General features: G+C 60.9%; 17 protein-coding genes and 1 pseudogene. 13 read left to right on the plus strand and 5 right to left on the minus strand.

All coding sequences use genetic code 11. The features are described 5' to 3' along the window. Positions 1 to 101: 101 nt before the first annotated feature. From ACX82Z_RS00260 to ACX82Z_RS00275, 4 genes are read left to right on the plus strand one after another with little or no spacing between them, the layout of a single operon-like run. The gene (locus ACX82Z_RS00260) at positions 102 to 494 is read left to right on the plus strand and encodes a PhlB family protein (RefSeq protein ID WP_459586154.1); all 393 of its coding nucleotides are present in this window, start codon (positions 102 to 104) and stop codon (positions 492 to 494) included. Further along, the gene (locus ACX82Z_RS00265) at positions 494 to 1,639 is read left to right on the plus strand and encodes a thiolase family protein (protein WP_459586155.1); all 1,146 of its coding nucleotides are present in this window, start codon (positions 494 to 496) and stop codon (positions 1,637 to 1,639) included. The genes ACX82Z_RS00260 and ACX82Z_RS00265 overlap by 1 nt, the downstream gene beginning before the upstream one ends. 1 nt (position 1,640) lies before the next feature. Continuing rightward, complete coding sequence (locus ACX82Z_RS00270; RefSeq protein WP_459586156.1) at positions 1,641 to 2,435, plus strand: enoyl-CoA hydratase/isomerase family protein; 795 nt, start codon at positions 1,641 to 1,643, stop codon at positions 2,433 to 2,435. Positions 2,436 to 2,441: 6 nt separating this feature from the next. Beyond that, positions 2,442 to 3,053 carry a flavin reductase family protein gene (locus ACX82Z_RS00275; protein ID WP_459586157.1) on the plus strand — a complete coding sequence of 204 codons (612 nt, stop codon included), beginning with the start codon at positions 2,442 to 2,444 and terminating at the stop codon, positions 3,051 to 3,053. 203 nt (positions 3,054 to 3,256) lie between these two features. Here ACX82Z_RS00275 and ACX82Z_RS00280 read toward each other — a convergent pair. Together ACX82Z_RS00280 and ACX82Z_RS00285 are read right to left on the minus strand one after the other, a co-directional pair. Continuing rightward, a pseudogene (locus tag ACX82Z_RS00280) lies at positions 3,257 to 3,358 on the minus strand (IS5/IS1182 family transposase); the annotation flags it as partial. Positions 3,359 to 3,959: 601 nt separating this feature from the next. After that, complete coding sequence (locus ACX82Z_RS00285; protein WP_459586158.1) at positions 3,960 to 5,183, minus strand: amidohydrolase family protein; 1,224 nt, start codon at positions 5,181 to 5,183, stop codon at positions 3,960 to 3,962. A gap of 120 nt (positions 5,184 to 5,303) precedes the next feature. Here ACX82Z_RS00285 and ACX82Z_RS00290 point away from each other — a divergent pair, with 120 nt between their 5' ends. Next, positions 5,304 to 5,735: a nuclear transport factor 2 family protein gene (locus tag ACX82Z_RS00290; RefSeq protein WP_459586159.1), complete on the plus strand. Its 432-nt coding sequence runs from the start codon at positions 5,304 to 5,306 to the stop codon at positions 5,733 to 5,735. 27 nt (positions 5,736 to 5,762) lie between these two features. Here the strand turns inward: ACX82Z_RS00290 and ACX82Z_RS00295 are convergent, their stop codons facing one another. Further along, positions 5,763 to 6,527 (minus strand): GntR family transcriptional regulator, encoded by a 765-nt coding sequence (locus ACX82Z_RS00295; RefSeq protein ID WP_459586160.1) that lies wholly within the window; start codon positions 6,525 to 6,527, stop codon positions 5,763 to 5,765. A gap of 259 nt (positions 6,528 to 6,786) precedes the next feature. Here ACX82Z_RS00295 and ACX82Z_RS00300 point away from each other — a divergent pair, with 259 nt between their 5' ends. From ACX82Z_RS00300 to ACX82Z_RS00320, 5 genes are all read left to right on the plus strand, one after another. Beyond that, positions 6,787 to 7,668 carry an ABC transporter ATP-binding protein gene (locus tag ACX82Z_RS00300; protein WP_459586161.1) on the plus strand — a complete coding sequence of 294 codons (882 nt, stop codon included), beginning with the start codon at positions 6,787 to 6,789 and terminating at the stop codon, positions 7,666 to 7,668. Continuing rightward, the gene (locus tag ACX82Z_RS00305; protein ID WP_459586162.1) at positions 7,665 to 8,435 is read left to right on the plus strand and encodes an ABC transporter permease; all 771 of its coding nucleotides are present in this window, start codon (positions 7,665 to 7,667) and stop codon (positions 8,433 to 8,435) included. Before ACX82Z_RS00300 ends, ACX82Z_RS00305 begins: the two co-directional genes overlap by 4 nt. Before the next feature lie 44 nt (positions 8,436 to 8,479). After that, positions 8,480 to 9,508, plus strand: coding sequence for an ABC transporter substrate-binding protein (locus ACX82Z_RS00310; protein WP_459586163.1), 1,029 nt, complete (start codon positions 8,480 to 8,482; stop codon positions 9,506 to 9,508). A gap of 71 nt (positions 9,509 to 9,579) precedes the next feature. Next, entirely contained in the window at positions 9,580 to 11,025 is a 1,446-nt protein-coding gene (locus ACX82Z_RS00315; RefSeq protein ID WP_459586164.1) for an amidohydrolase family protein, read from the plus strand. Between the two features lies 1 nt (position 11,026). Further along, complete coding sequence (locus ACX82Z_RS00320) at positions 11,027 to 12,643, plus strand: gamma-glutamyltransferase family protein (RefSeq protein ID WP_459586165.1); 1,617 nt, start codon at positions 11,027 to 11,029, stop codon at positions 12,641 to 12,643. A 99-nt stretch (positions 12,644 to 12,742) separates the two neighbouring features. Here the strand turns inward: ACX82Z_RS00320 and ACX82Z_RS00325 are convergent, their stop codons facing one another. After that, positions 12,743 to 13,198, minus strand: coding sequence for a MarR family winged helix-turn-helix transcriptional regulator (locus ACX82Z_RS00325; RefSeq protein ID WP_459586166.1), 456 nt, complete (start codon positions 13,196 to 13,198; stop codon positions 12,743 to 12,745). A 110-nt stretch (positions 13,199 to 13,308) separates the two neighbouring features. On the opposite strand from ACX82Z_RS00325, the gene ACX82Z_RS00330 reads away from it, so the two are divergent. The 3 genes from ACX82Z_RS00330 (at position 13,309) to ACX82Z_RS00340 (ending at position 18,530) form a co-directional block, all read left to right on the plus strand. Then, on the plus strand, positions 13,309 to 15,219 hold the full coding sequence (locus ACX82Z_RS00330; RefSeq protein WP_459586167.1) for an FAD-binding monooxygenase: 1,911 nt from the start codon (positions 13,309 to 13,311) through the stop codon (positions 15,217 to 15,219). A 109-nt stretch (positions 15,220 to 15,328) separates the two neighbouring features. Next, complete coding sequence (locus tag ACX82Z_RS00335; protein ID WP_459586168.1) at positions 15,329 to 16,783, plus strand: aldehyde dehydrogenase family protein; 1,455 nt, start codon at positions 15,329 to 15,331, stop codon at positions 16,781 to 16,783. 13 nt (positions 16,784 to 16,796) lie between these two features. Continuing rightward, complete coding sequence (locus tag ACX82Z_RS00340) at positions 16,797 to 18,530, plus strand: thiamine pyrophosphate-binding protein (protein WP_459586169.1); 1,734 nt, start codon at positions 16,797 to 16,799, stop codon at positions 18,528 to 18,530. A 4-nt stretch (positions 18,531 to 18,534) separates the two neighbouring features. On the opposite strand, the gene ACX82Z_RS00345 is transcribed toward ACX82Z_RS00340, so the two are convergent. Continuing rightward, a complete protein-coding gene (locus ACX82Z_RS00345; RefSeq protein WP_459586170.1) occupies positions 18,535 to 19,455 on the minus strand; it encodes a LysR family transcriptional regulator in 921 nt (306 codons plus the stop codon). Positions 19,456 to 19,469: the final 14 nt, after the last annotated feature.

Raw genomic sequence — 19,469 nt, forward strand, 5'->3', positions numbered from 1 at the left:
CTTTAGAGTAAAAAACTAACCGACGTTGGCCAAGTGCAATAGCATATTGCCTATTAAATCGGCAAATGTTATTTACTCTGAAGTAAAATATAGGAGGCGTCATGACGGATTTCAACGCGGGTCGAATGGCGGAGGGCGCGCGGATCGGCGTGCAGGGCGCGCATTGTAGCGCGTGCGGAACGACGACCTTTCCCCTCACGCCTTTCGGGTGTCCGCATTGTGGCGAGGGAACCGAGCGAGTCAGCCCGTGCAGCCTGGGCGACAAGGCTCGCCTGTTGTCGGCGATCAATATCCACGTGCCTGTGGTGCCCGGCATCGCCGTTCCCTTCGCCGTCGGCGAGGCGGAACTCTCGGACGGCATCGTTGTTCAGGTGATGCTGGCGGGCTCGGCCAGCTCGTACGCTCATGGGCAGGAGATCGTGGCAAGGGCGACGTCGGTTGAAGAGACCGCTCAAGGCATCGGCTGCCGTTTCCATCCGGTCGAGCTCTCCTGATGGTGGTTCTCAAGGATTTGCGTCCGGTCCACGTTGTCGGCGTCGGCATGCACCGCTACGAGTTTCCCGGTGAGACGAATTACATCGACCTCGGCCTGACGGCCGTGAGAGCAGCTCTTGCCGATTGCGGCGTTCCCTTCGAAGCCGTCGAGACTGCATTCGTCGGCACTACGGGGATCGGGATGGCGGCCGGTCGGGTAATGTTCTCACGTCTTGGAAGTACGGGCCTGTCCGTCACGCAGGTAGAGAATGCATCCGCCTCGGGCTCGTCCGCGTTTCAACTGGCCTGCAGGACGGTCGCGGCGGGCTTCGCCGACGTTGCGATAGCGGTGGGGGTCGACAAGCACGGCGACCAGTTGCGCGCCGTCAACAAGGCCGGCATCGAGCATCTTTCGGTCTGCAACCCGATCCCGCTGGTGGAGTTCGCGCTCCTCGGAGAATGGGTCAAGCAGTCTCGCGGCGTGACCCAGCAGGATCTGGCGCTTGTTGCGGCGAAGAATCATACGAACGCTGCATCCAATCCCTTCGCCCAGTTCCAAAAGCCGCGCTCGGTCGACGATATTCTCGCCTCGAAACCGGTCGCCGGCGATCTGACGGCTTTGATGTGTACGCCGCGTGGTGACGGCGGAGCTGCCGCGATCGTGATGTCGGAGGACGCGATCAGGCGTTTCGGGGTCAGGTCCGACAGGCCCGTCAGGGTGACGTCGTCGGTCCTGTGCTCTGAAACGGAGCGCCAGGGCACGCAAAGCCCGACCGTGGCAGTGGCTCGAACCGTGGCCCAGCGAGCGCTCGCAGAGGCGCAAAGCGAGCCGCGCGATCTCGACGTCGTCGAACTCCACGACGCGTTCGCGACCGAGGAGATCCTCTATTCCGAGACGTTCGGCATATGCCCGGAGGGCGCCGGCCACCTGTTCCTGCGCGAGGGTGGATCGGCGATCGGTGGAGCGTGCGCCATCAACAGTTCCGGCGGGCTGATTGCCCAGGGGCACCCTCTCGGTCCGACCGGTATCGGGCAGATCCATGAGATCGTGAGGCAGCTTCGGGGCGAAAACGCGGAACGGCAGCAGCCGGGCGCGAAGGTCGGGATGGCACACATGATCGGGCTCGGCACGATCGCGATCGCGCATGTTCTGGAGAGGAATTGAGATGTCGCAGTACGAGACGGTCGACTACCGGGTCGAGGACCGCGTCGCGGTGATCGCGATCAACCGGCCCGCACGGATGAACACTCTTGGAGCAGCATTGAAGGCGGACCTTCGCGAGCTTTTCACGAACGTGATGGTGAAAGACGAAGCAATCCGATGTGTCGTGATGACGGCGGTCGGCGAGAAGGCGTTTTGTGCCGGCGCAGATGTCAAGGAATATTCTGATCGGGTGCAGACACCATACGGCTATTTCGCCACGCAGCGCGCCACGCTGAGTCTGTTCCGCGAGATCGAGACGTTCGAAAGGCCGGTGATCGCCGCACTGAACGGTGTCGCTCTGGGCGGGGGGCTGGAACTGGCGATGTGCGCCGATCTCATCATCGCGGCCGAGCATGCGCGGCTGGGACTGCCCGAATCCAATCTCGGCGCGATGCCGGCAGCGGGCGGCACGCAGCGTCTTCCCCGGCGGATCGGGATGGCTAAAGCGAAAGAACTGATGTTCACCGGCCGGCTTATCGATGCCGGCGAGGCGCTCGACATCGGCCTGATCAATAAGGTCTGTTCGGCAGGCGAACTCATGGAGACCGCGATGGGGCTGGCGCGAGAGATCGCCGCGAGAGCGCCGATCTCGATGGCTTTCATCAAACATGCGGTCAATGCCGGCAGCGAGCTTTGCCTCGATGAGGCAATGGAGATTGAGCGCTTAGCCTCGACGGTCGTTATGAACAGTGCCGACCGCAAGGAAGGCATGAAGGCGTTTCTCGAAAAACGTCGTCCGCAATTCGTCGGGGAGTGACGGACAATGACATTCGACTTCGACGAACTGCCTTACAAGACGAGATATAACCTCCTCGCCAGCACCATCTTTCCAAGGCCGATCGCGCTCGTTGTCACGCGCGATGGCGAGGGCAGGGTCAATGCAGCGCCTTTCAGCTTCTTCAACGTCATGGCGACGGAACCGCCGATACTGGGCTTCGCCTGCGGGCAGGCGGAAAATGGGGGAACGAAGCATACGGTCAGCAACATCGTCGAGACGCGTCGCTTCACCATCAATCTGGTCGATGAGGTCATGGCCGGACAGATGAACATCTGCGGTGCGGCCTTCCCGCGCGGCGAAAGCGAACTCGATCACGCGGGCCTTACGGCGATCGGTTTCGAAGACGATACTGAACTGAGGGTTGCGGAGTCGCCTGTCAGCTTCGAGTGCGACCTTCACACCGATCTCGACCTCGGCAACGATCACCACATCATTCTTGGCCAGGTCATGCGCTGCCACGTTGCGGACCGATACGTCTTCGATGCCGAGAGAGGCTATATCCGTGGCGAGGACCTGAACCTGATAGGCCGCACCTACGGACGTCAAAACTACTGCCGCTCGAGCGACCGGTTCGAGATGAAGCGGATCGCGCGCTAGGTCGTGGAGCGGTAATTTTGCATCCGCAGTCGTGCTGAAGCAAGAGCGACGGCTGCGAGGAAGGTTTCTTGCGAGTTGTCGTAACGTGTGGCGACACGGCGAAAGCGCTTGAGCTCGCTTGGTCGGAATATGCGCCTGGCCAATCGATTGTAGCGGTTGTAGGTCGTCGTGTAAGGGTCATAGCGCTCGGGCACGTCACGCTAGGGCGAATGCGTTCTCGGAATGTAGAAAACCCCATCCAGGACGCGCCGGCCATCCGATCGTGCAACACCAAGAGGCTTGTTGGGTAGCGGCGGCGCGATCAACGCTTACTCCCGGTCGGTAAGATCAAAAACGTGCCATTAAAAGCTCCTTCTCAGGAGCTTGAATCTCTTACGAGCCTCAAACGGAAGCCCATTTAATAGCCAAAAGATAACGGACGATCTCCATTATCAAAGTGGCAATCGTTCGCGTAGGGCGGCGACAAAGCAGTCGCGTTCTTCATGCTCATTCAAAGGCAACCATACGCATCGCAATGCGCCCAGTCTTCTTCGAGCGAAAGAAAATGGTGCGCCCAATGCCCACTTTCGCAAGTGAACTGGGAACAAGTGCGACACCCCATGCCGAATCCTACGAGCGAGGATCGTCAACCAGTTTCCGATGTAGGGTGTGACTTTCGCGCGTATGAAAAGCCCGAGGATATGATCGTTAAAAGCCGGAGCGCACTCCCTTGGTGGCAGATCTGTTCAGTACGGCGGTACTCGATGTCGCGCTCATCGACTGGCGCGACGCGATGTTCGGCTCGACACCGGCGACCACCGCTCTGGGAAACGAGGGCCGCCTGACGCACCAGATCCGCTATGACGCGGCGAGCGATACCTATCTGCCAGTCGCATGGGATGCGGCATTTGCCGATATCGGCTGCATTCAGTTGGGACGCAGCAGGACCGGACGCTGGTTTTCAAATGTCTTCATCCCGCGCTTTAGCGCGAAAAGCGGGGTGGCCAAACCGCCTAGCGCGTGGAGGTGATCGGGCGCGTCGACAACCACCATGTCGGCGCTGGCGCCGGTCCTTATGCCGTAATCGGAGAGGCTGAGGAGGCGAGCCGGGCTTTCGGTTATGAGATCGAGTACGGTTCCGAAGTCCCCTGGCCCGGCATGGCACACATTGGCGTAAAGGTTCGCCATGCGGATCAGCGAAAGATCGCCAAAGGGCGTGAAAGGGTTAAGAACATTGTTGGTCGCGACCGAGCAGCAAACGCCTGACCGGGCAAGGCGATGAACCGGCGTAACTCCACGCGGGACGTTTTCGGTGTGGTCGCGCCCCATGAGATAAAGATCGGTCGCGGGCAAAGTGGTGACGGCGATGCCGGCATCGGCAAGGCGCCGGGCCAGAACCTCAAGGCTTCCGGGATCGAGCGCAGACAGCTTGGTGGCGTGGCCTATGGCAACCCGCCCCCCATATTTACGTTTGCCGGTTTCATGGAGGACTGCATCCAGATGCATCCAATTCGGATTGAGATCGAAGTCGAGATGGAAGTCGATGTCGACATCGAAGCGCGTGGCAATGTCGAAAATGCGCTCGATATGGCCCGCCGGATCCGTATCGGTATAAGGGCAGCCGCCGATCAGATCGGCTCCGGTTTCGAGGGCTTCCGCGAGCAGCGCTTCGGTTCCCGGATTGTTCAGAAGTCCCTCCTGCGGAAACACGCAGATCGTCAGGTCCAGTGCCCAGCGGTAGTCGCGCCTGAGCTGGATGATCGCTTCGAGGGAGCGCAAGCCGATGGCGGGATCGATCTCCACATGCGTACGCATGTGGGACGTTCCCTGGGTGATCGCTTTTTCGATGCAACGCGCGCCCCGGCGATAGACGTCTTCGGCGGTGAAGCTCCGTTTCATCTTCGAAACCGTTTTGATCGCGGCGCTCAAAGACGCGTCGGCGTGATCGCTCTTGCCGAGCAGGCAAGCCTTGTCGAGATGGACATGGGTGTCGCAGAAACCCGGCAGCAACAGGCAACCGCCCGCATCGAGCCTCGGGGCGTCAGCGGCGATCTGCAGTTCGATAGCGCTGATCCGCTTATCTTCGATTGCGATGTCCCAAGTGCCGTCTCGCCCGCGTAAATGTGCGTTGGTGACGATCATATCGATCATTGCCGCCGGTCCTCTTGATCTAAATCGCTATTATCGCATACAGTTAGTAAAATATATTGCATGCAATAAACGCATGCGCCAGCGCACAGGCCTGATTTATCTGCCGAAAGGACGAACGAAATGGGAGCTAAGGAGACAAGTGTGGGAGCCGGGTGCGATCTTGCCGATCGCGACGCAGGGATTGTGCGGGATTATCTGGAGGCGTCGATGATCCCCGATCCCGAAAAGGCGGCCGGATATGTGTCCGCTGACTTCGTCGTTACCTTCACCGGCGGCCGTGATTACGACCATCCGCGAGGGCCGACAGCCTTCAATGCGGCGCGCTACAAATGGGTGAAAAAGGACATGCGCAGGTTCGATGTCGCCCGCTCCGAAAGCGAGACTGTCGTCTACAGCATTGGCACGCTGTACGGCGAGTGGCTGGACGGAACGCCGTTCAAAGACAATCGCTATGTCGACCGCTTCGTCGTTCGCGATGGAAAAATCGTCAAGATGGACGTGTGGAACGACAGCGCCGAATGGATTCTCGACCCTTCAGTGGCGCGCAACTGAGCCGGCGTATTACTTACTTGGCCGCGGTCATTTCCGGCGGGTGTTTGCCTGCCTCGGCCGCGGGTATGCCTCGGCGACATAGGGCGCAAGGATATCCATGAGATCGCTGCTGCGCTCGTCGGGTTCGACAAGCAGGGCGCGTTGGGCGACCTCTTCGAGATGCTTGCTCATAAGGCGTGATGCATCCTCGGCATTTCCAGCAACGAGGGCATCGATGATCTGGCGGTGTTCGTTGACGGCGCATTCGGATGAATGAGGCCGTCCGAACGCCGAAAGCATCAGTCCGCACCGGTAGGAAACTTCGTTGACATAACGGATGAGAATCGACTTCTCGGTCAATTCGGCGAGAAGAACGTGGAACTCGGTCGCAAGCCGGATCGAGTTGGCTTCAGGGCCGCCGCGTGCGGCCTGTTCGGCATCCACATGTTCGAGCAATTGGCCGATCTGGCGCTTGTCGAGTTTGCCCGCAAGCGCCTTGACGACAAGGCGCTCGAGTTCGATTCTGATGTCGAATGTGTCGCGCGCCTCGTCTATCGAGGGCGTGGCCACGACCGCGATCCGGTTGCGGCGCAGATCGACAAGTCCCTCCGAGCCCAATTGTCCCAGCGCATGTCGGGCGATCGTGCGGCTGACGCCAAAGCGTTCGCCAAGCGCGTCCTCCGGCAGCCGGTCGCCTGGCCGTAGGGCGCGCTCGACTATGGCCCGCCGGATTGCGCGACATATCGTGCCTGCCTTGTCCGCGTCTTTTTCGGGTTTCACCGCGCCCTTGGCTTTCGAACCGGTACTCGTCACCTTTGTGCCTCGCTTGTGCATACGCTTCGGTGATTACTCGCAGGGGGCGCAGCTTTCAATCTCCCACCGGATTTTGGGCGCACAAGGCGCTCAAATTGAATCCATTCGTCTGCACAAAGCTTGGGCATGACGCAGTTCGGGCAGGATGCCCCTGAGTTACGTGGAACCATTGCATTTTCATTGTGGCCGGAATTGCTGGCTTTGCAGGTCTTTTTCAAAACTGGCATCATGTTTGCATACAGTTATTGGTATGAACAGTATGCATATTATATCACCCGGAGCGGCCAAGCCGGATGGCAGCAGCCAGTCGAGCCCACATGCCATCGTTCCAGCCATCGAACTGTCGCAGGCCAGTGTCACGTTCGGCCGTGGCGACAATCAGGTTCCCGCTTTGTCGGAGACCTCGCTCAAGATAGCCGATGGCGAATTCCTCGCCCTCGTCGGGCCGTCGGGATGCGGCAAGTCGACCATTCTCAAGCTCGCGGCCGGTTTGATCAAACCCACGACGGGTGTCGTCTTGGTCGGCGGGCGCGAGGTGGCGGCCAAGGCGCTTCGCATCGGCATGGCTTTCCAGAATCCCACCATGCTGCCGTGGCTGACCATCGAAAAGAACATCATGATGCCGCTCAAGATCGTGCGGCCGTTCCGGCATGAGTTCCACGCCAAGCGCAAGACAGAATATCGCGACCGGGTTCACGCACTCCTCGACGAGGTGGGGTTGACGGGCTTTGCCAATCATTTCCCCTGGCAATTGTCTGGAGGAATGTTGCAACGCGCCAATCTTTGCCGGGCACTTGTGCATGAGCCACGTCTGTTGCTGCTCGACGAGCCGTTCGGCGCGCTCGATCAGTTCACGCGAGAGGAACTTTGGGGGACGCTTCAGAATCTTTGGCTCAAGTTGCGGCCCACCGTCCTTTTGGTGACGCACGATCTCAAGGAAGCAGGCTATCTGGCCGAACGGGTCTGCGTGATGAGCGCGCGGCCCGGACGCATCCTCGATGACAGCCGCGTCACCTTCCCGCGTCCGCGCACCGTCGAGATGACGTTCGAGCCCGATTTCGTCGACATGAACCAGCGCCTGCGCAGCCTGATCGTTCATGCGCGTGGAAGCATACCTGCCAGCGAGGGAACCAGGCCATGAGCTACAATCTCAAGCGCCGGCTGGCAGCCGCGTCGCTCATCATCGGCTTCTTCATCGCCTGGGAAGTGCTTTGCATCGTTCTCGACGTTTCCGACCTCGTGTTGCCACGCCCCTCGCAGGTGTTCGAGACGTTGTTCCGGCGCATGAACGTGCTCTGGCCTCATATGATCCAGACGCTGGTCACGACGCTGGTCGGTTTTGTTTTGGGTGTCGTTATCGGTGTCGTTATCGGGGCGGTGATCGGCGTGTCGCGCACAGCCTATGATACCGCCTATCCCTTGCTGATTGGCTTTTCTTCGATTCCCAAGGTCGCGATCGTTCCCATCTTCGTCATCTGGTTCGGCTCGGGAACCGTGCCCGCCATCCTGACGGCTATCGTGATCTGTTTCTTTCCGATCGTGGTCAATATCGCGACGGGGCTCGCCACGACCGAGCCCGAACAGGAGGACGTGCTGAAAGCGCTCGGCGCCAGCAAATTCGATATTTTCTGGAACGTCGGATTGCCGCGGACGATGCCGTTCTTCTTCGCCTCGCTGAAGGTCGCCATCACCTACGCCTTCGTAGGGACGGTACTGTCCGAGACCGTGGCGTCCAACCGGGGCATCGGCAACGTCATGATGACGGCGTCCTCCAATTTCGACGTGCCGCTCGCTTTTTCCGGTTTGTTCATCCTCGCCGCGCTCGGCGTGATCCTCTACGCGATCTTTTCCCTGATCGAGGGACGAGTGACCGGCTGGGCAACACGCAAGAACGACATTCCGACCTGAATACCAAGCCTGCCAAAGCCTTCATAACAACAAGGGGAATATCCATGAAACGATTGCTGACTGCCACGATCGGATTTGCCACGCTGACGCTGTCGTCGGCCTTCGCGCAGGACCTGACCAATATCCGGTTCACCCTCGGTTGGGTGACACAAGGCTCCGATGCCGCGTTCTTCGTAGCCAAGGACAAGGGGTACTTCGAAGAGGAGGGCCTCAATGTCACCATCGACCAGGGCGAGGGCTCGGGCGCAACGGTGACGCGCATCATGGGCGGGGCCTATGATGCCGGGTTCGGCGATATCAATGCCATCATACAGAACGCAGCGGAGCGCCCCGAGCAGGTTCCCGTGATGGTCTACATGATGTGGAACCAGCCGCCCTTTGCTATCGTCACGAAAAAGACGAGCGGGATCGCCTCGATCGAGGATTTCGAAGGCCGGACGCTGGGCGGCGCCCAAGGCACGCCGACGACGCGGTTGCTGCCGGTTTTCGCACGCACCAACGGGCTCGATATCGATGCCATCGAAATCTCCAACATGGCTCCGAACCTTCAGGAGCCGATGCTGATCCATGATGAGATCGACGGCGCGCTGGTCTTCAACATCACGAGCTATTTCAACCTGCTCAACAACCGCCAAGACCCTGAGAACGACTTCGACTGGTGGCAGTTCGGCGATTACGGCATGGATCTTTATTCCAACGGCCTGATGGTGTCCCAGCGCCTGATCACTGAAAACCCGGAGGCCGTTGCGGGATTGGTGCGCGCCGTCAACAAGGCGTCGATCGAGATCGGCCTCGACCAGGACACGGCGATGGAAGCTGTCTTGAACTTCGACAACCTCGTCAACGAGGAAGTCGAGCGCATGCGCCTGAACTTTGCCTATGAGCGTCTGATGGATTCCGAGGAGGCCGCCGAAATCGGGCTCGGCGATGTCGATGATGAGCGTCTCGCCCGCGCGATCGACGTCGTCGTGGAAGGTTACGGATTGGCGTCGACACCTGCGGTTGGACAGATCTTCTCGCGCGAATTCCTGCCGCCGCTCGAAGAGCGCGAACTGGACTACGTCGCGCAGTAAACAACTCTGCGACCATCCGGGACCGAATGGCCTCGGGTGGTCGCCCAATCGATCTTGCAGGGCGCCTGACCATGCCGGAAATTTCAGCCAGCCATGCGCTTCTTAACCCGGATTTGGGATGCTCGCGCGATGTCGTCCTCAGTTGGGATGGCGCGTCCTTCACGTCGGCCGAATCGGGCAAGGGCATGGGCAGATCGTCGGGCCTGAAACTGGTTCTGCCCGCTTTTGCCAATGCACACGACCACGCCCGGCCCCTGCCGATGACGTCTTTCGGCGCGGCTTTCATGCCGCTTGAAACCTGGCTGCCCCGATCGATGGTGGCAACGCCGCCCGACGCCTATCTCGCCGCTCTCGCGCCGCTGGCGAGGGCCGCGCGATCGGGCTGTGCGGCGATAATGGTTCATTACACACGTCCGAGCGGCAAACTCTCCCCGGTCGAGGAGGCAAAAGAGGTGGCGCGGGCCGCCGCCGATATCGGCGTGCGCATCGCCTTTGCTCCGGCGCTGCGCAACCGCAACCCGCTGGTTTACGGCAGCGAGGAAACCCTGCTCGTCGGTCTCTCGAAAACGTCCTCGGCGCTGGTGCAGGAAACCTATTGCCAGCCGCCGGCATCGACCTTGGAAATGATCGAAACCACACAGGCCATTGCAGACGCGATCGGCAGCGAGATGGTGGACGTGCAGTTCGGACCGGCCGGGGTGCAATGGTGTTCGCCGGAACTGCTCGAGGCGATCGCAGCACGTTCCGCCGAAACCGGTCGCAGGGTGCACATGCATCTGCTCGAAACACCTTATCAGCGGCAATGGGCCGATCGCGCCTATCCCGATGGTGTCGTTTCCTATCTCAAGGATATCGGGTTGCTCTCGCCGCGCCTGACATTGGCCCATTGTATCCATGCGCGTCCGGACGAACTCGAAATGATTGCCGAGGCCGGGGCGGTGATCGTCACCAATTCCAGTTCCAACATGCATCTGCGCTCGGGCATAGGACCAATCGCGGACGCATATCGCCGGGGGTGCCGCATCGCCGTCGGCATGGACGGTCTGGCCTTTGACGAGGACGACGACATGGTGCGCGAGACGCGGCTGGCCAATGCGCTTCATGGCGGGCTGGGCTTCGACCAGACCTGGAATCGAGCCGTCTTTCTCGCGCACGGTATCGCCAATGGACGGGCGGCGACGGGCGCGGGAGGAACGGGACGACTGGCTGCTGGCGAACCCGCCGACTTTATCGTCCTCGATCACGACAGGCTCGACCGTGACAAGATCATGGATATCGATCCCATTGATCTGCTGTTTGCGAGAGGCACGGCGGATCACATCGAGAGAGTTGTCGTGGCCGGGCGGACCATCGTCGAAAATGGCCGGGTAACCGGTATCGATCTGGACGCGGCGCAAGCGGAACTGCGCGAGCGCTACCGTGCTGAACGGGGGCGCTTTGCCGGGCTGGAGGCTGCGTGGCCAGATATCGAAAAATCTATCGCGCGACGAATGGGCGAGGCCTGTGGGTGCTGCTGACATGAATGACGATGCCGAAAGCGCGGCGATGCCAGCCAACGCCATGGTCACCAGCCCGCACTGGCTCGCCAGCGCTGCTGGCAGGGCAGTTCTGACTGGCGGCGGAACCGCTATAGAGGCGGCAATCGCCATGGGAGCGGCGCTGGCGGTCGTATATCCACATTTCTGCGGTCTTGGGGGTGATGCCGTCTGGATGGTGGCCGACGCGGAGGGGAACGCCGAGGCGCTGCTGGGGATCGGGCAGGCCGCTCGCTCCTGCGGTGCACCCGACGGGCCGATCCCGGCGCGTGGTCCGCGATCGGCGCTGACCAGCGCTTGCGTCGTCGACAGTTGGGGCATGGCGATCGAATATGCGCGTACCCACTGGGGCGCACGAAACAGCTTTGCGAGGCTCCTCGAGCCCGCGATCGCGCTGGCTGAGGAGGGGTTCGCAATAAGCTCGTCGCAGGCCTTCTGGCTCGATTATCGGCGCGAGGAGTTCGCGAGTTGGCCCGGCTTCGCGGCGCTGTTCGATACCAGCGCACTCGTTCCCGGACAGGATATTTTCCGCCAGCCCGATCTGGCGCGCAGCCTGGCCGAGATCGCCAGAGATGGCTCGAGAGCATTTTACGAGGGTGATCTTGCCGGCCGTATCGCGCGAGGACTGGACGCAGCCGGATCACCCCTCGACGTCTCCGATCTGATGGCGACACGCACACGGATCGAAGCGCCTTTGCGCCTGAAATATCATGGGCTCGATCTTCTGGCGCCGCCACCGCCGACGCAAGGCGTGACGACGCTCGAAATCATGGGAATCCTCGACCGACTGGGAATCGAGACGGTGGCTGAGGGCAGTGCCGATTTCTATCATCTGTGCATTGAGGCGATCAAACAGGCATTCCTGTCGCGCGGCGAGATCGCCGATCCCGATGTTGCGAAACAGGATGTCGCCCGCTGGCTTTCACCGCTGACGCTCGACGGCAAGGCGGCGCATGTCGATCCCGGTCAGGCGATGGCCTGGCCGCATGTGTTCAAGACCGGCGATACGGTTTTCTTCGCTGCCGTCGATGCCAAAGGGCGAGCGGCAAGTGTTCTGCAAAGCATCTATTTCGACTGGGGCAGCGGCGTCGTCGTAGGCGACACCGGCATAGTTTGGCAGAACCGTGGAGCGGCCTTTTCGCACGACCCGCATTCGCCCAATTACCTGCGCCCCGGTGCACGTCCGTTCTACACCCTCAATCCAGGCATGGCGCTCAAGAAGGGCAGGCCACACCTTCTCTATGGAACGCAAGGAGCAGACGGCCAGCCGCAGACGCTTGCAACGCTGCTGGTGCGGATCATAAATCACCGGCTCAGCCCGCAACAAGCGCTTGCCGCGCCACGTTTCCTGCTCGGACGGACCTTTTCCGACAGCAGAGACAGCGTGAAGATCGAAGAGGATGCGGGCGACGGGGTGCTCGACGCACTGGCGGCACGCGGCCACGAGATCAGCCTGCTGTCGCCCAAAAACCCGATCGCTGGACAGGCAGGCATCATTCGCGTGGATAACGGGATGGTTGAGGGCGCGCATGATCCGCGCAGCGACGGCATTGCCCTTGAAGTGATCGTTAACGCGTCCCCTGCCGAATTCGGCGACTGAAGAACGGTGGATGATATTCCAAATAGCGGCGATGGCGAGGTGCCTGTATCGAGCTTCAGGCGTTTGGCTCCTCCTCGACCTTATGTCCTCACGAATTCTTCAGGGTACGAAAGGTTGGGCTCGGCTATAGTCATTCAAGGATGCGATCGCCTTGCCGAGCAGACGCATCAATTCATCCCTTTCGCCCGGCTCCAGGCCACCGAGTATTACGGACTGTGCGGTTTCAACCGCCGTCGATACCGCATTGAGTGCGCCGTTTCCCTCTTCCGTCAAATCTAGAATCCGGGCGCGTCTGTCGGTGCCGACTTCGCGTCTGACGAGGCCTTTTCTGACAAGACGATCCACCACGCCACCGATCGTTGTTCGATCGTAGGCGATCAGGCCTGCAAGTGTGGCCTGATCGATGCCCGGTTTTTCAAAAAGCGTCACCAGCGCTGCGTACTGCACGGGCGTCAGATCGTGGCCTGTTTTCTTCATTTCGACAGCGAAGACGGCAACGGCAGTCTGCTGGAAGCGACGGGCGAGGTGGCCCGGCATGTCGGTGAGCTTCTTCAAAAACACTCCATCGCTAAATTGACAAGTATACTGATTATCAGCATGCTTTCTATATCGCGATTATGATCTCGTCGCAACGATTGCCTTAAATCGCCAGGAGGAGGCGCCCCATGCAGTTTCATCTCAACGGGTTTCGGACCGGAGATCCGTCTATCGCCGAAGCGGGCTTAAGCGAGCCACTCGGCGGGAAGCTTCCCGAAGAGGTCGATGTTCTGATTGTGGGCTGCGGGCCGGCCGGGCTGACGCTGGCGGCGCAGTTGTCGGCGTTTCCAGAGATCAGAACCCTTATCGTCGACCAGAAAACGGGGCCACTCGAGCTCGGGCAGGCGGACGGCATCGCATGCCGGACGATGGAGATGTTCGAGGCGTTCGGCTTTGCCGATCGCGTGGCCAAAGAAGCTTACTGGGTCAACGAAACGGTGTTCTGGAAACCCGACCCGGCCAACCGCACCGAAATTGCGCGCAGCGGACGCGTACAGGATACGGAGGACGGCCTTTCGGAATTTCCGCACGTCATCCTCAACCAGGCGCGGGTGCATGACTTCTATCTGGATGTCATGCGTAATTCGCCGCATCGCATGACGCCGGCCTATGAACGCCGGCTGGTCGAGCTGCGCGCGCCGGCAGATCCGGATTCCACCGAACCCGTCATCGCGGTTTTCGAAAAATCCGATGGAGCGACGGAAACAATCAAGGCGCGCTATGTCGTGGGCTGCGACGGCGCGCGATCGACCGTGCGCAAATCGCTCGGCCTCGAATTGCGCGGTGAATCGGCTAATCAGGCATGGGGCGTCATGGACGTTCTCGCCGTCACCGACTTTCCCGATGTGCGCTTCAAGGCACTGATCCAGTCCGTCAACGAAGGCAGCATCCTCATTATTCCGCGCGAAGGCGGCTATCTGTTTCGGCTTTATATCGAGATCGACAAACTCGCGGAAGGCGAGCGGGTCGCCGCACGCAACATCACGTCCGATTATCTCATCGAAGCGGCCACACGCATCATGCATCCCTACACGCTCGACGTGAAGGAGATCGCGTGGTGGTCGGTCTACGATATCGGCCAGCGGCTGTGCGATCGTTTCGACAATGTGCCGGAAGAACGGATCGGGCAGGACATACCGCGTGTCTTCATCGCAGGCGACGCGTGCCATACCCACAGCCCCAAGGCCGGACAGGGCATGAACGTTTCCATGCAGGATGCGTTCAATCTCGGCTGGAAGCTGGCCGCCGTCATTCGTGGTCAGGCGGCCCCCTATCTCTTGCAGACCTATTCGGCCGAACGGCGCGCCGTGGCCAAGGAACTGATCGATTTCGACAAGGAATGGGCACGCATGCTCAGCATGCCCGTGCGTATGTCGGATGATCCAGAGGACAAGACGGGAGTGGATCCGGCGGAAACGCAACGCTATTTCGTACGGCATGGGCGCTATACGGCTGGAACGGCGACGCATTACGCGCCCTCCTTGCTGACTGCGAAGCCGACCTATCAGGGTCTCGCCAAAGGCCTGACGATCGGCATGCGTTTTCACTCCGCGCCGGTCGTCCGATTCAACGACGCAAAGCCGATGGAACTCGGGCATACCGTCAAGGCGGATGGTCGCTGGCGCCTGTTCGTGTTTGCGGACCGAAGCGATCTAGCGGCCAGCGATCCGCCGATCCAATCCCTGTGCGCGTTTCTCGAGGGTTCGAGCAACTCGCCTCTCAAGCGCTACACACCGGATGGCGCCGACATCGATTCAGTCATCGATTTGCGTGCGATCTTTCAGCAAAGCCACCAGAAACTTGAGATTGCAGACATGCCGTTGTTGCTGCTTCCCAAAAAGGGGCGCTACGGCCTTGTCGATTATGAAAAAATATTCTGCCCGGACCTGAAGAACGACATCTTCGACCTTCGCGGCATCGACCGTGACCGCGGTTGCGTGGTCGTGGTCAGACCGGACCAGTATGTGGCCAATATCCTGCCGCTCGATGCGCATGACGAGCTGGCCGCATTTTTCCAGGCGTTCATGAACGAGGGCTGAGCAACGCTATCTTCTATAGCTTTGACGCTATGAGTGGCAGCCCAACTATATATTTGACTATTACGTTATCCACCCGCAATCGATGGCGCAGGTAACAGGGAGGTTGCATATGGAGCGGATAACCGAGCACGAGCGCATGCTCATCGGCGGTGAACTCGTCGAAGGCGGCGAGGGTGAGTGGTCGATCTCAGTCGATCCGGCTACCGAAGAGCCGATCGGGCGGGTGCCGGTCGCCACAAGCGGCGATGTCGAGCGCGCCGTCGCCAGCGCCGAGGCGGCCTGGCCGAAATGGGCAGCCTTCACGCCGATGGAGCGGGCTGCGGTGATGAACCGCTTTGCGGACGCGATTTCTGCGCGGGCTGATGAAATCCTGCGTGTCGAAGTGACGGACACAGGCAATACGATCCGGCCCATGCGCGTCATAGATGTACCGACAGCGGTCGAATCCCTCCGGTACTATGCCGGGCTTGCTCCCGACCTGCGCGGTGAAACGATCCCCGCGACGCGCGATCACCTGCACATGACCTTTCATGAGCCGTATGGCGTCGTCGCGCGGATCGCGCCGTTCAACCATCCGATCATGTTCGCGGTTGCCCGCACCGCGGCAGCCCTTGCAGCCGGGAATGCCGTGATCGTCAAACCGCCGGAGACGTCGCCGCTTTCCGCGATGATTTTGGCAGAGATCGCGCGCGACGTTCTGCCCGCCGGTGTCTTCAACATCGTGACCGGCGACGGCAGGGGTGCGGGGGATGCGATCGTTCGCCATCCGCGCATCAAGCGGATCGCGTTCATCGGCTCGCCCGAGACGGGCAGGGCGATCCAGAAGGCCGCCGCCGAAGTCACCGTCAAGCACATCTCGCTGGAACTTGGCGGCAAGAACCCGATGATCGTCTTTCCCGATTGCGATCCGGAGAAGGTGGCCGATGCCGCGGTCGCGGGAATGAATTTTTCCTGGCAGGGGCAAAGCTGCGGATCGCTCAGCCGCCTGCTTTTGCACGAAGACATTCATGACCGGGTTCTGGCGGCGGTCGTCGAGCGTGTCGCGGCGCTCAAGATCGGAAATCCGCTCGGGGAAGATACGGATGTCGGCCCCGTCAACTCGAAGGTCCACATGGATCGCATTCTCGAACATTGCGCGCAGGCCGATGCAGATGGCGCGCGGCGGATGCTGGGCGGGGGGCGGCCCGAGGGCAACGCGTTCAAGAAGGGCTATTGGGTGTCGCCGACCGTTTACGCCGACGTGTCCCCGAAGCTGCGGCTTTGGCAGAACGAGGTTTTCGGTCCCGTTCTGGCAGTCGGCCGCTGGCGTGATTTCGATCAGGCGGTCGAGATGGCGAATTCGACGGAATACGGCCTGACGGGCGCAATCTGGACGAACGACATCAAGAACGCTCTGCGCATGGCGCGGCGTGTGCGCTCGGGCCATCTATGGATCAACGGCGCGAGCATGCATTTCCTCGGCGTGCCCTTCGGCGGCATGAAATCGAGCGGTGTCGGTCGTGAGGAAGGCCGCGAGGAGCTTTACAGCTACACCGAGACCAAAACCATCAACATCATGCTCTGACGGACAAAGCGATATGAAACGCAACAGAACGCCTGAATGGGGTTCGGACGTCGTCGCACAGACGCTTGCCGATCTCGACCTTCGCTATATCGCGCTCAATCCCGGTGCGAGCTATCGCGGTATCCATGACAGCCTCGTCAACTTCACCGATGGCGATCCCGAAATTCTCCTGTGCGTCCACGAAGAGGCGGCGGTCGCGATCGCGCATGGATGGGCGAAAGTCACCGGACGCCCAATGGCCGTCGCGCTGCATTCGAATGTCGGCCTGATGCACGGCTCGATGGGCATTTTCAACGCGTTCTGTGACCGCGTGCCGATGGTGGTGGTCGGAGCGACCGGACCGCTCGACGCTGCGCGTCGCCGTCCGTGGATCGAATGGATTCACACGGCGCAGGATCAGGGCGCGCTCGTTCGCGATTTCATCAAATGGGACGACCAGCCCGGAAGTATCGCGGCTGCCCGTGACGCGCTGATCCAGGGAGCCGCGATTGCTAGTACCGCGCCGCGTGGGCCGGTCTATATCAATATCGATGCCGCATTGCAGGAGCAGAGGGTTGAAGGGAATCAAGCCAGCGCCGATATCGGGCGCCGAAAGGCTCCATCTGCAGCAGCGCCCGCTCCGGAGCTCGTGCAGGAGGCGAAGAATCTTCTGGTCGGCGGTGAAAAAATCGTCTTCATGATGGGTCGCATGTCACGCCGTCCGCAGGACTGGAACAGGCGCGTAGCGCTCGTCGAGAAACTCGGCGCGCGCGTTATCACCGATTTCAAGACGGGCGCGACCTTTCCCACGGCTCATCGCGCGACAGCCGGCCGGGCCGGGTACTTCCCGGACGCGGACGCCAAGGCGGTGCTGTCAAAGGCTGATGTCATCGTCAATCTCGACTGGCTCGATTTCGGCGGCACGCTGCGCTCCGTTTTCGGCAATGGCGACATCGAGCCGAAGATCATTTCGGCCTCGCTCGACACGCACGCTCATCGCGGATGGTCGAAGGACGGAGGCGCGCCGTTCCCCGCCGACATCGTTTTCCTCAACGAGCCGGATCAGGTCGTGGCCGCTCTTGCCGACGCGCTGGCGGCCGGCGATGTCGAAGAGATGACGCCTGAGCCGCTGCCTGCCGCTCCGACCGGCGACGAACTGACGGCGCAGGATATCGCCTTGCTGCTGCGCCACGGGCTTGCCGGGCGCAAGGCGTGCCTCATACGCGGTCCTTTGAGTTGGACGGGAGCCGACTGGCCGGTCGACCATTCGCTCGGGGCGCTTGGCTATGATGGCGGCGGCGGTATAGGATCGGGCTGCGGCATGGCCGTGGGCGGTGCGCTGGCCCTGCGCGACGGGCACGCGGAAATTCTTCCCATGGCCGTTCTCGGCGATGGCGATTTTCTCATGAACGCGTCCGCGATCTGGACAGGGATCAACCGAAAGGTGCCGCTCCTGATCGTGGTCTTGAACAATCGCTCCTTCTATAATGACGAGGTTCATCAGGAAACGGTCGCGCGCGAACGCGGCCGCCCGCCGGAAAACAAGCATGTCGGCATCGTCATGCACGACCCCGATATCGATGTGAGTTCGGTGGCACGCGGCTTCGGGGCCTGGAGCCCGGGCTTGTTGCAGGGTGCGGCGGCGGTCGAGAAGGCCATCGGGCAGGCACTGGACGTCATGGCAAAAGGCGGAACCGCCGTGCTCGAGATCGACACGGCAAAGGGTTATGCGCCGTCCATGGTGAACGCGTTGCGCTCCGGTTCGTGAGTTTTCAATCGTTGCGATTCAATCCTGCCGCGAGATGCTCCATGAGCGAAATCTGGAAGTGGGAAAGCTGCTTGCCGCGTCTGCGAACCTGATAGACGGGCACGTATAATGGCGCGCCGGGGGTGGCGAGCGTTTGCAGGAGGCCGGCGGCGAGTTCGTCGCGGATCGACGAGCGAAACAGGAAAGCGACGCCTGCTCCTGCGCGCACCGCCTGCTTGATCGCTTCGGCATGCCCGAACTCCATCTGTATTCGCCGGGCGCCGAGACCGCGTTGTGCAAGGCAATGCTCTTCGATCTCGCGGCGGGGTGTGCCGAACTGTGCGGTGACGAATGGCAGTCTGGCGAGTTGGTCCGGGGAAAGCGGATCAGGACCCACGTTGCGCATGGTCGACGAAACGAGAACGAGCTGTTCCTCCATGATCTTCTCGACCTCCAGTCCGGCCACTTCATGACGAGGGTCGAGAATGGTGAAAGCGAAATCGCAATCACCGGAATGAACTGCATCGGTGACGAGCATGGGTGTCGTCACTTTCACCGAAATTTCGCCTTTTGGAAACGTGTCGTGGAAGCCTGCGATCAGGCCCGGCAGCACGTAGGAGCCGAGCGTCATCGATGCGCCGACATTCGCCTTGCCGACGACGCCGCGCTGGAACTCGGTCATCTCGCGTTCGAGTTCGCGCGTGCGGCTGACCATCTCGCGTGCCCAGCCATAGACCCGCTCGCCTTCCTCCGTGAGCACGACGCGTCGCCCGTTGCGCGTCGTCAGCGCAGTTCCGAATTTTTCGGACAGCGCCTTGATATGCGCCGATACGACGGGCTGCGCGATGCCCAGACGTTCGGCGGTCCGCGAAAAGCTGGCCAGTTCGGCGACGAGGCAGAACACCTCCAGCTTGTGAATGGATATCTGCGAAATCAGCGAACGCATATCATACCCTCAAC

The organism is Aliihoeflea sp. PC F10.4 (genome assembly GCF_054612275.1).

What these genes read in the sequence shown, in the direction of transcription:
- ACX82Z_RS00285 (WP_459586158.1), bottom strand. Translation starts at nt 5,183, where the DNA reads ATGATCGATATGATCGTCACCAACGCACATTTACGCGGGCGAGACGGC.
- ACX82Z_RS00320 (WP_459586165.1), top strand. Translation starts at nt 11,027, where the DNA reads ATGAATGACGATGCCGAAAGCGCGGCGATGCCAGCCAACGCCATGGTC.
- ACX82Z_RS00300 (WP_459586161.1), top strand. Translation starts at nt 6,787, where the DNA reads ATGCATATTATATCACCCGGAGCGGCCAAGCCGGATGGCAGCAGCCAG.
- ACX82Z_RS00260 (WP_459586154.1), top strand. Translation starts at nt 102, where the DNA reads ATGACGGATTTCAACGCGGGTCGAATGGCGGAGGGCGCGCGGATCGGC.
- ACX82Z_RS00275 (WP_459586157.1), top strand. Translation starts at nt 2,442, where the DNA reads ATGACATTCGACTTCGACGAACTGCCTTACAAGACGAGATATAACCTC.
- ACX82Z_RS00345 (WP_459586170.1), bottom strand. Translation starts at nt 19,455, where the DNA reads ATGCGTTCGCTGATTTCGCAGATATCCATTCACAAGCTGGAGGTGTTC.
- ACX82Z_RS00305 (WP_459586162.1), top strand. Translation starts at nt 7,665, where the DNA reads ATGAGCTACAATCTCAAGCGCCGGCTGGCAGCCGCGTCGCTCATCATC.
- ACX82Z_RS00290 (WP_459586159.1), top strand. Translation starts at nt 5,304, where the DNA reads ATGGGAGCTAAGGAGACAAGTGTGGGAGCCGGGTGCGATCTTGCCGAT.
- ACX82Z_RS00330 (WP_459586167.1), top strand. Translation starts at nt 13,309, where the DNA reads ATGCAGTTTCATCTCAACGGGTTTCGGACCGGAGATCCGTCTATCGCC.
- ACX82Z_RS00270 (WP_459586156.1), top strand. Translation starts at nt 1,641, where the DNA reads ATGTCGCAGTACGAGACGGTCGACTACCGGGTCGAGGACCGCGTCGCG.
- ACX82Z_RS00310 (WP_459586163.1), top strand. Translation starts at nt 8,480, where the DNA reads ATGAAACGATTGCTGACTGCCACGATCGGATTTGCCACGCTGACGCTG.
- ACX82Z_RS00340 (WP_459586169.1), top strand. Translation starts at nt 16,797, where the DNA reads ATGAAACGCAACAGAACGCCTGAATGGGGTTCGGACGTCGTCGCACAG.
- ACX82Z_RS00315 (WP_459586164.1), top strand. Translation starts at nt 9,580, where the DNA reads ATGCCGGAAATTTCAGCCAGCCATGCGCTTCTTAACCCGGATTTGGGA.
- ACX82Z_RS00335 (WP_459586168.1), top strand. Translation starts at nt 15,329, where the DNA reads ATGGAGCGGATAACCGAGCACGAGCGCATGCTCATCGGCGGTGAACTC.
- ACX82Z_RS00265 (WP_459586155.1), top strand. Translation starts at nt 494, where the DNA reads ATGGTGGTTCTCAAGGATTTGCGTCCGGTCCACGTTGTCGGCGTCGGC.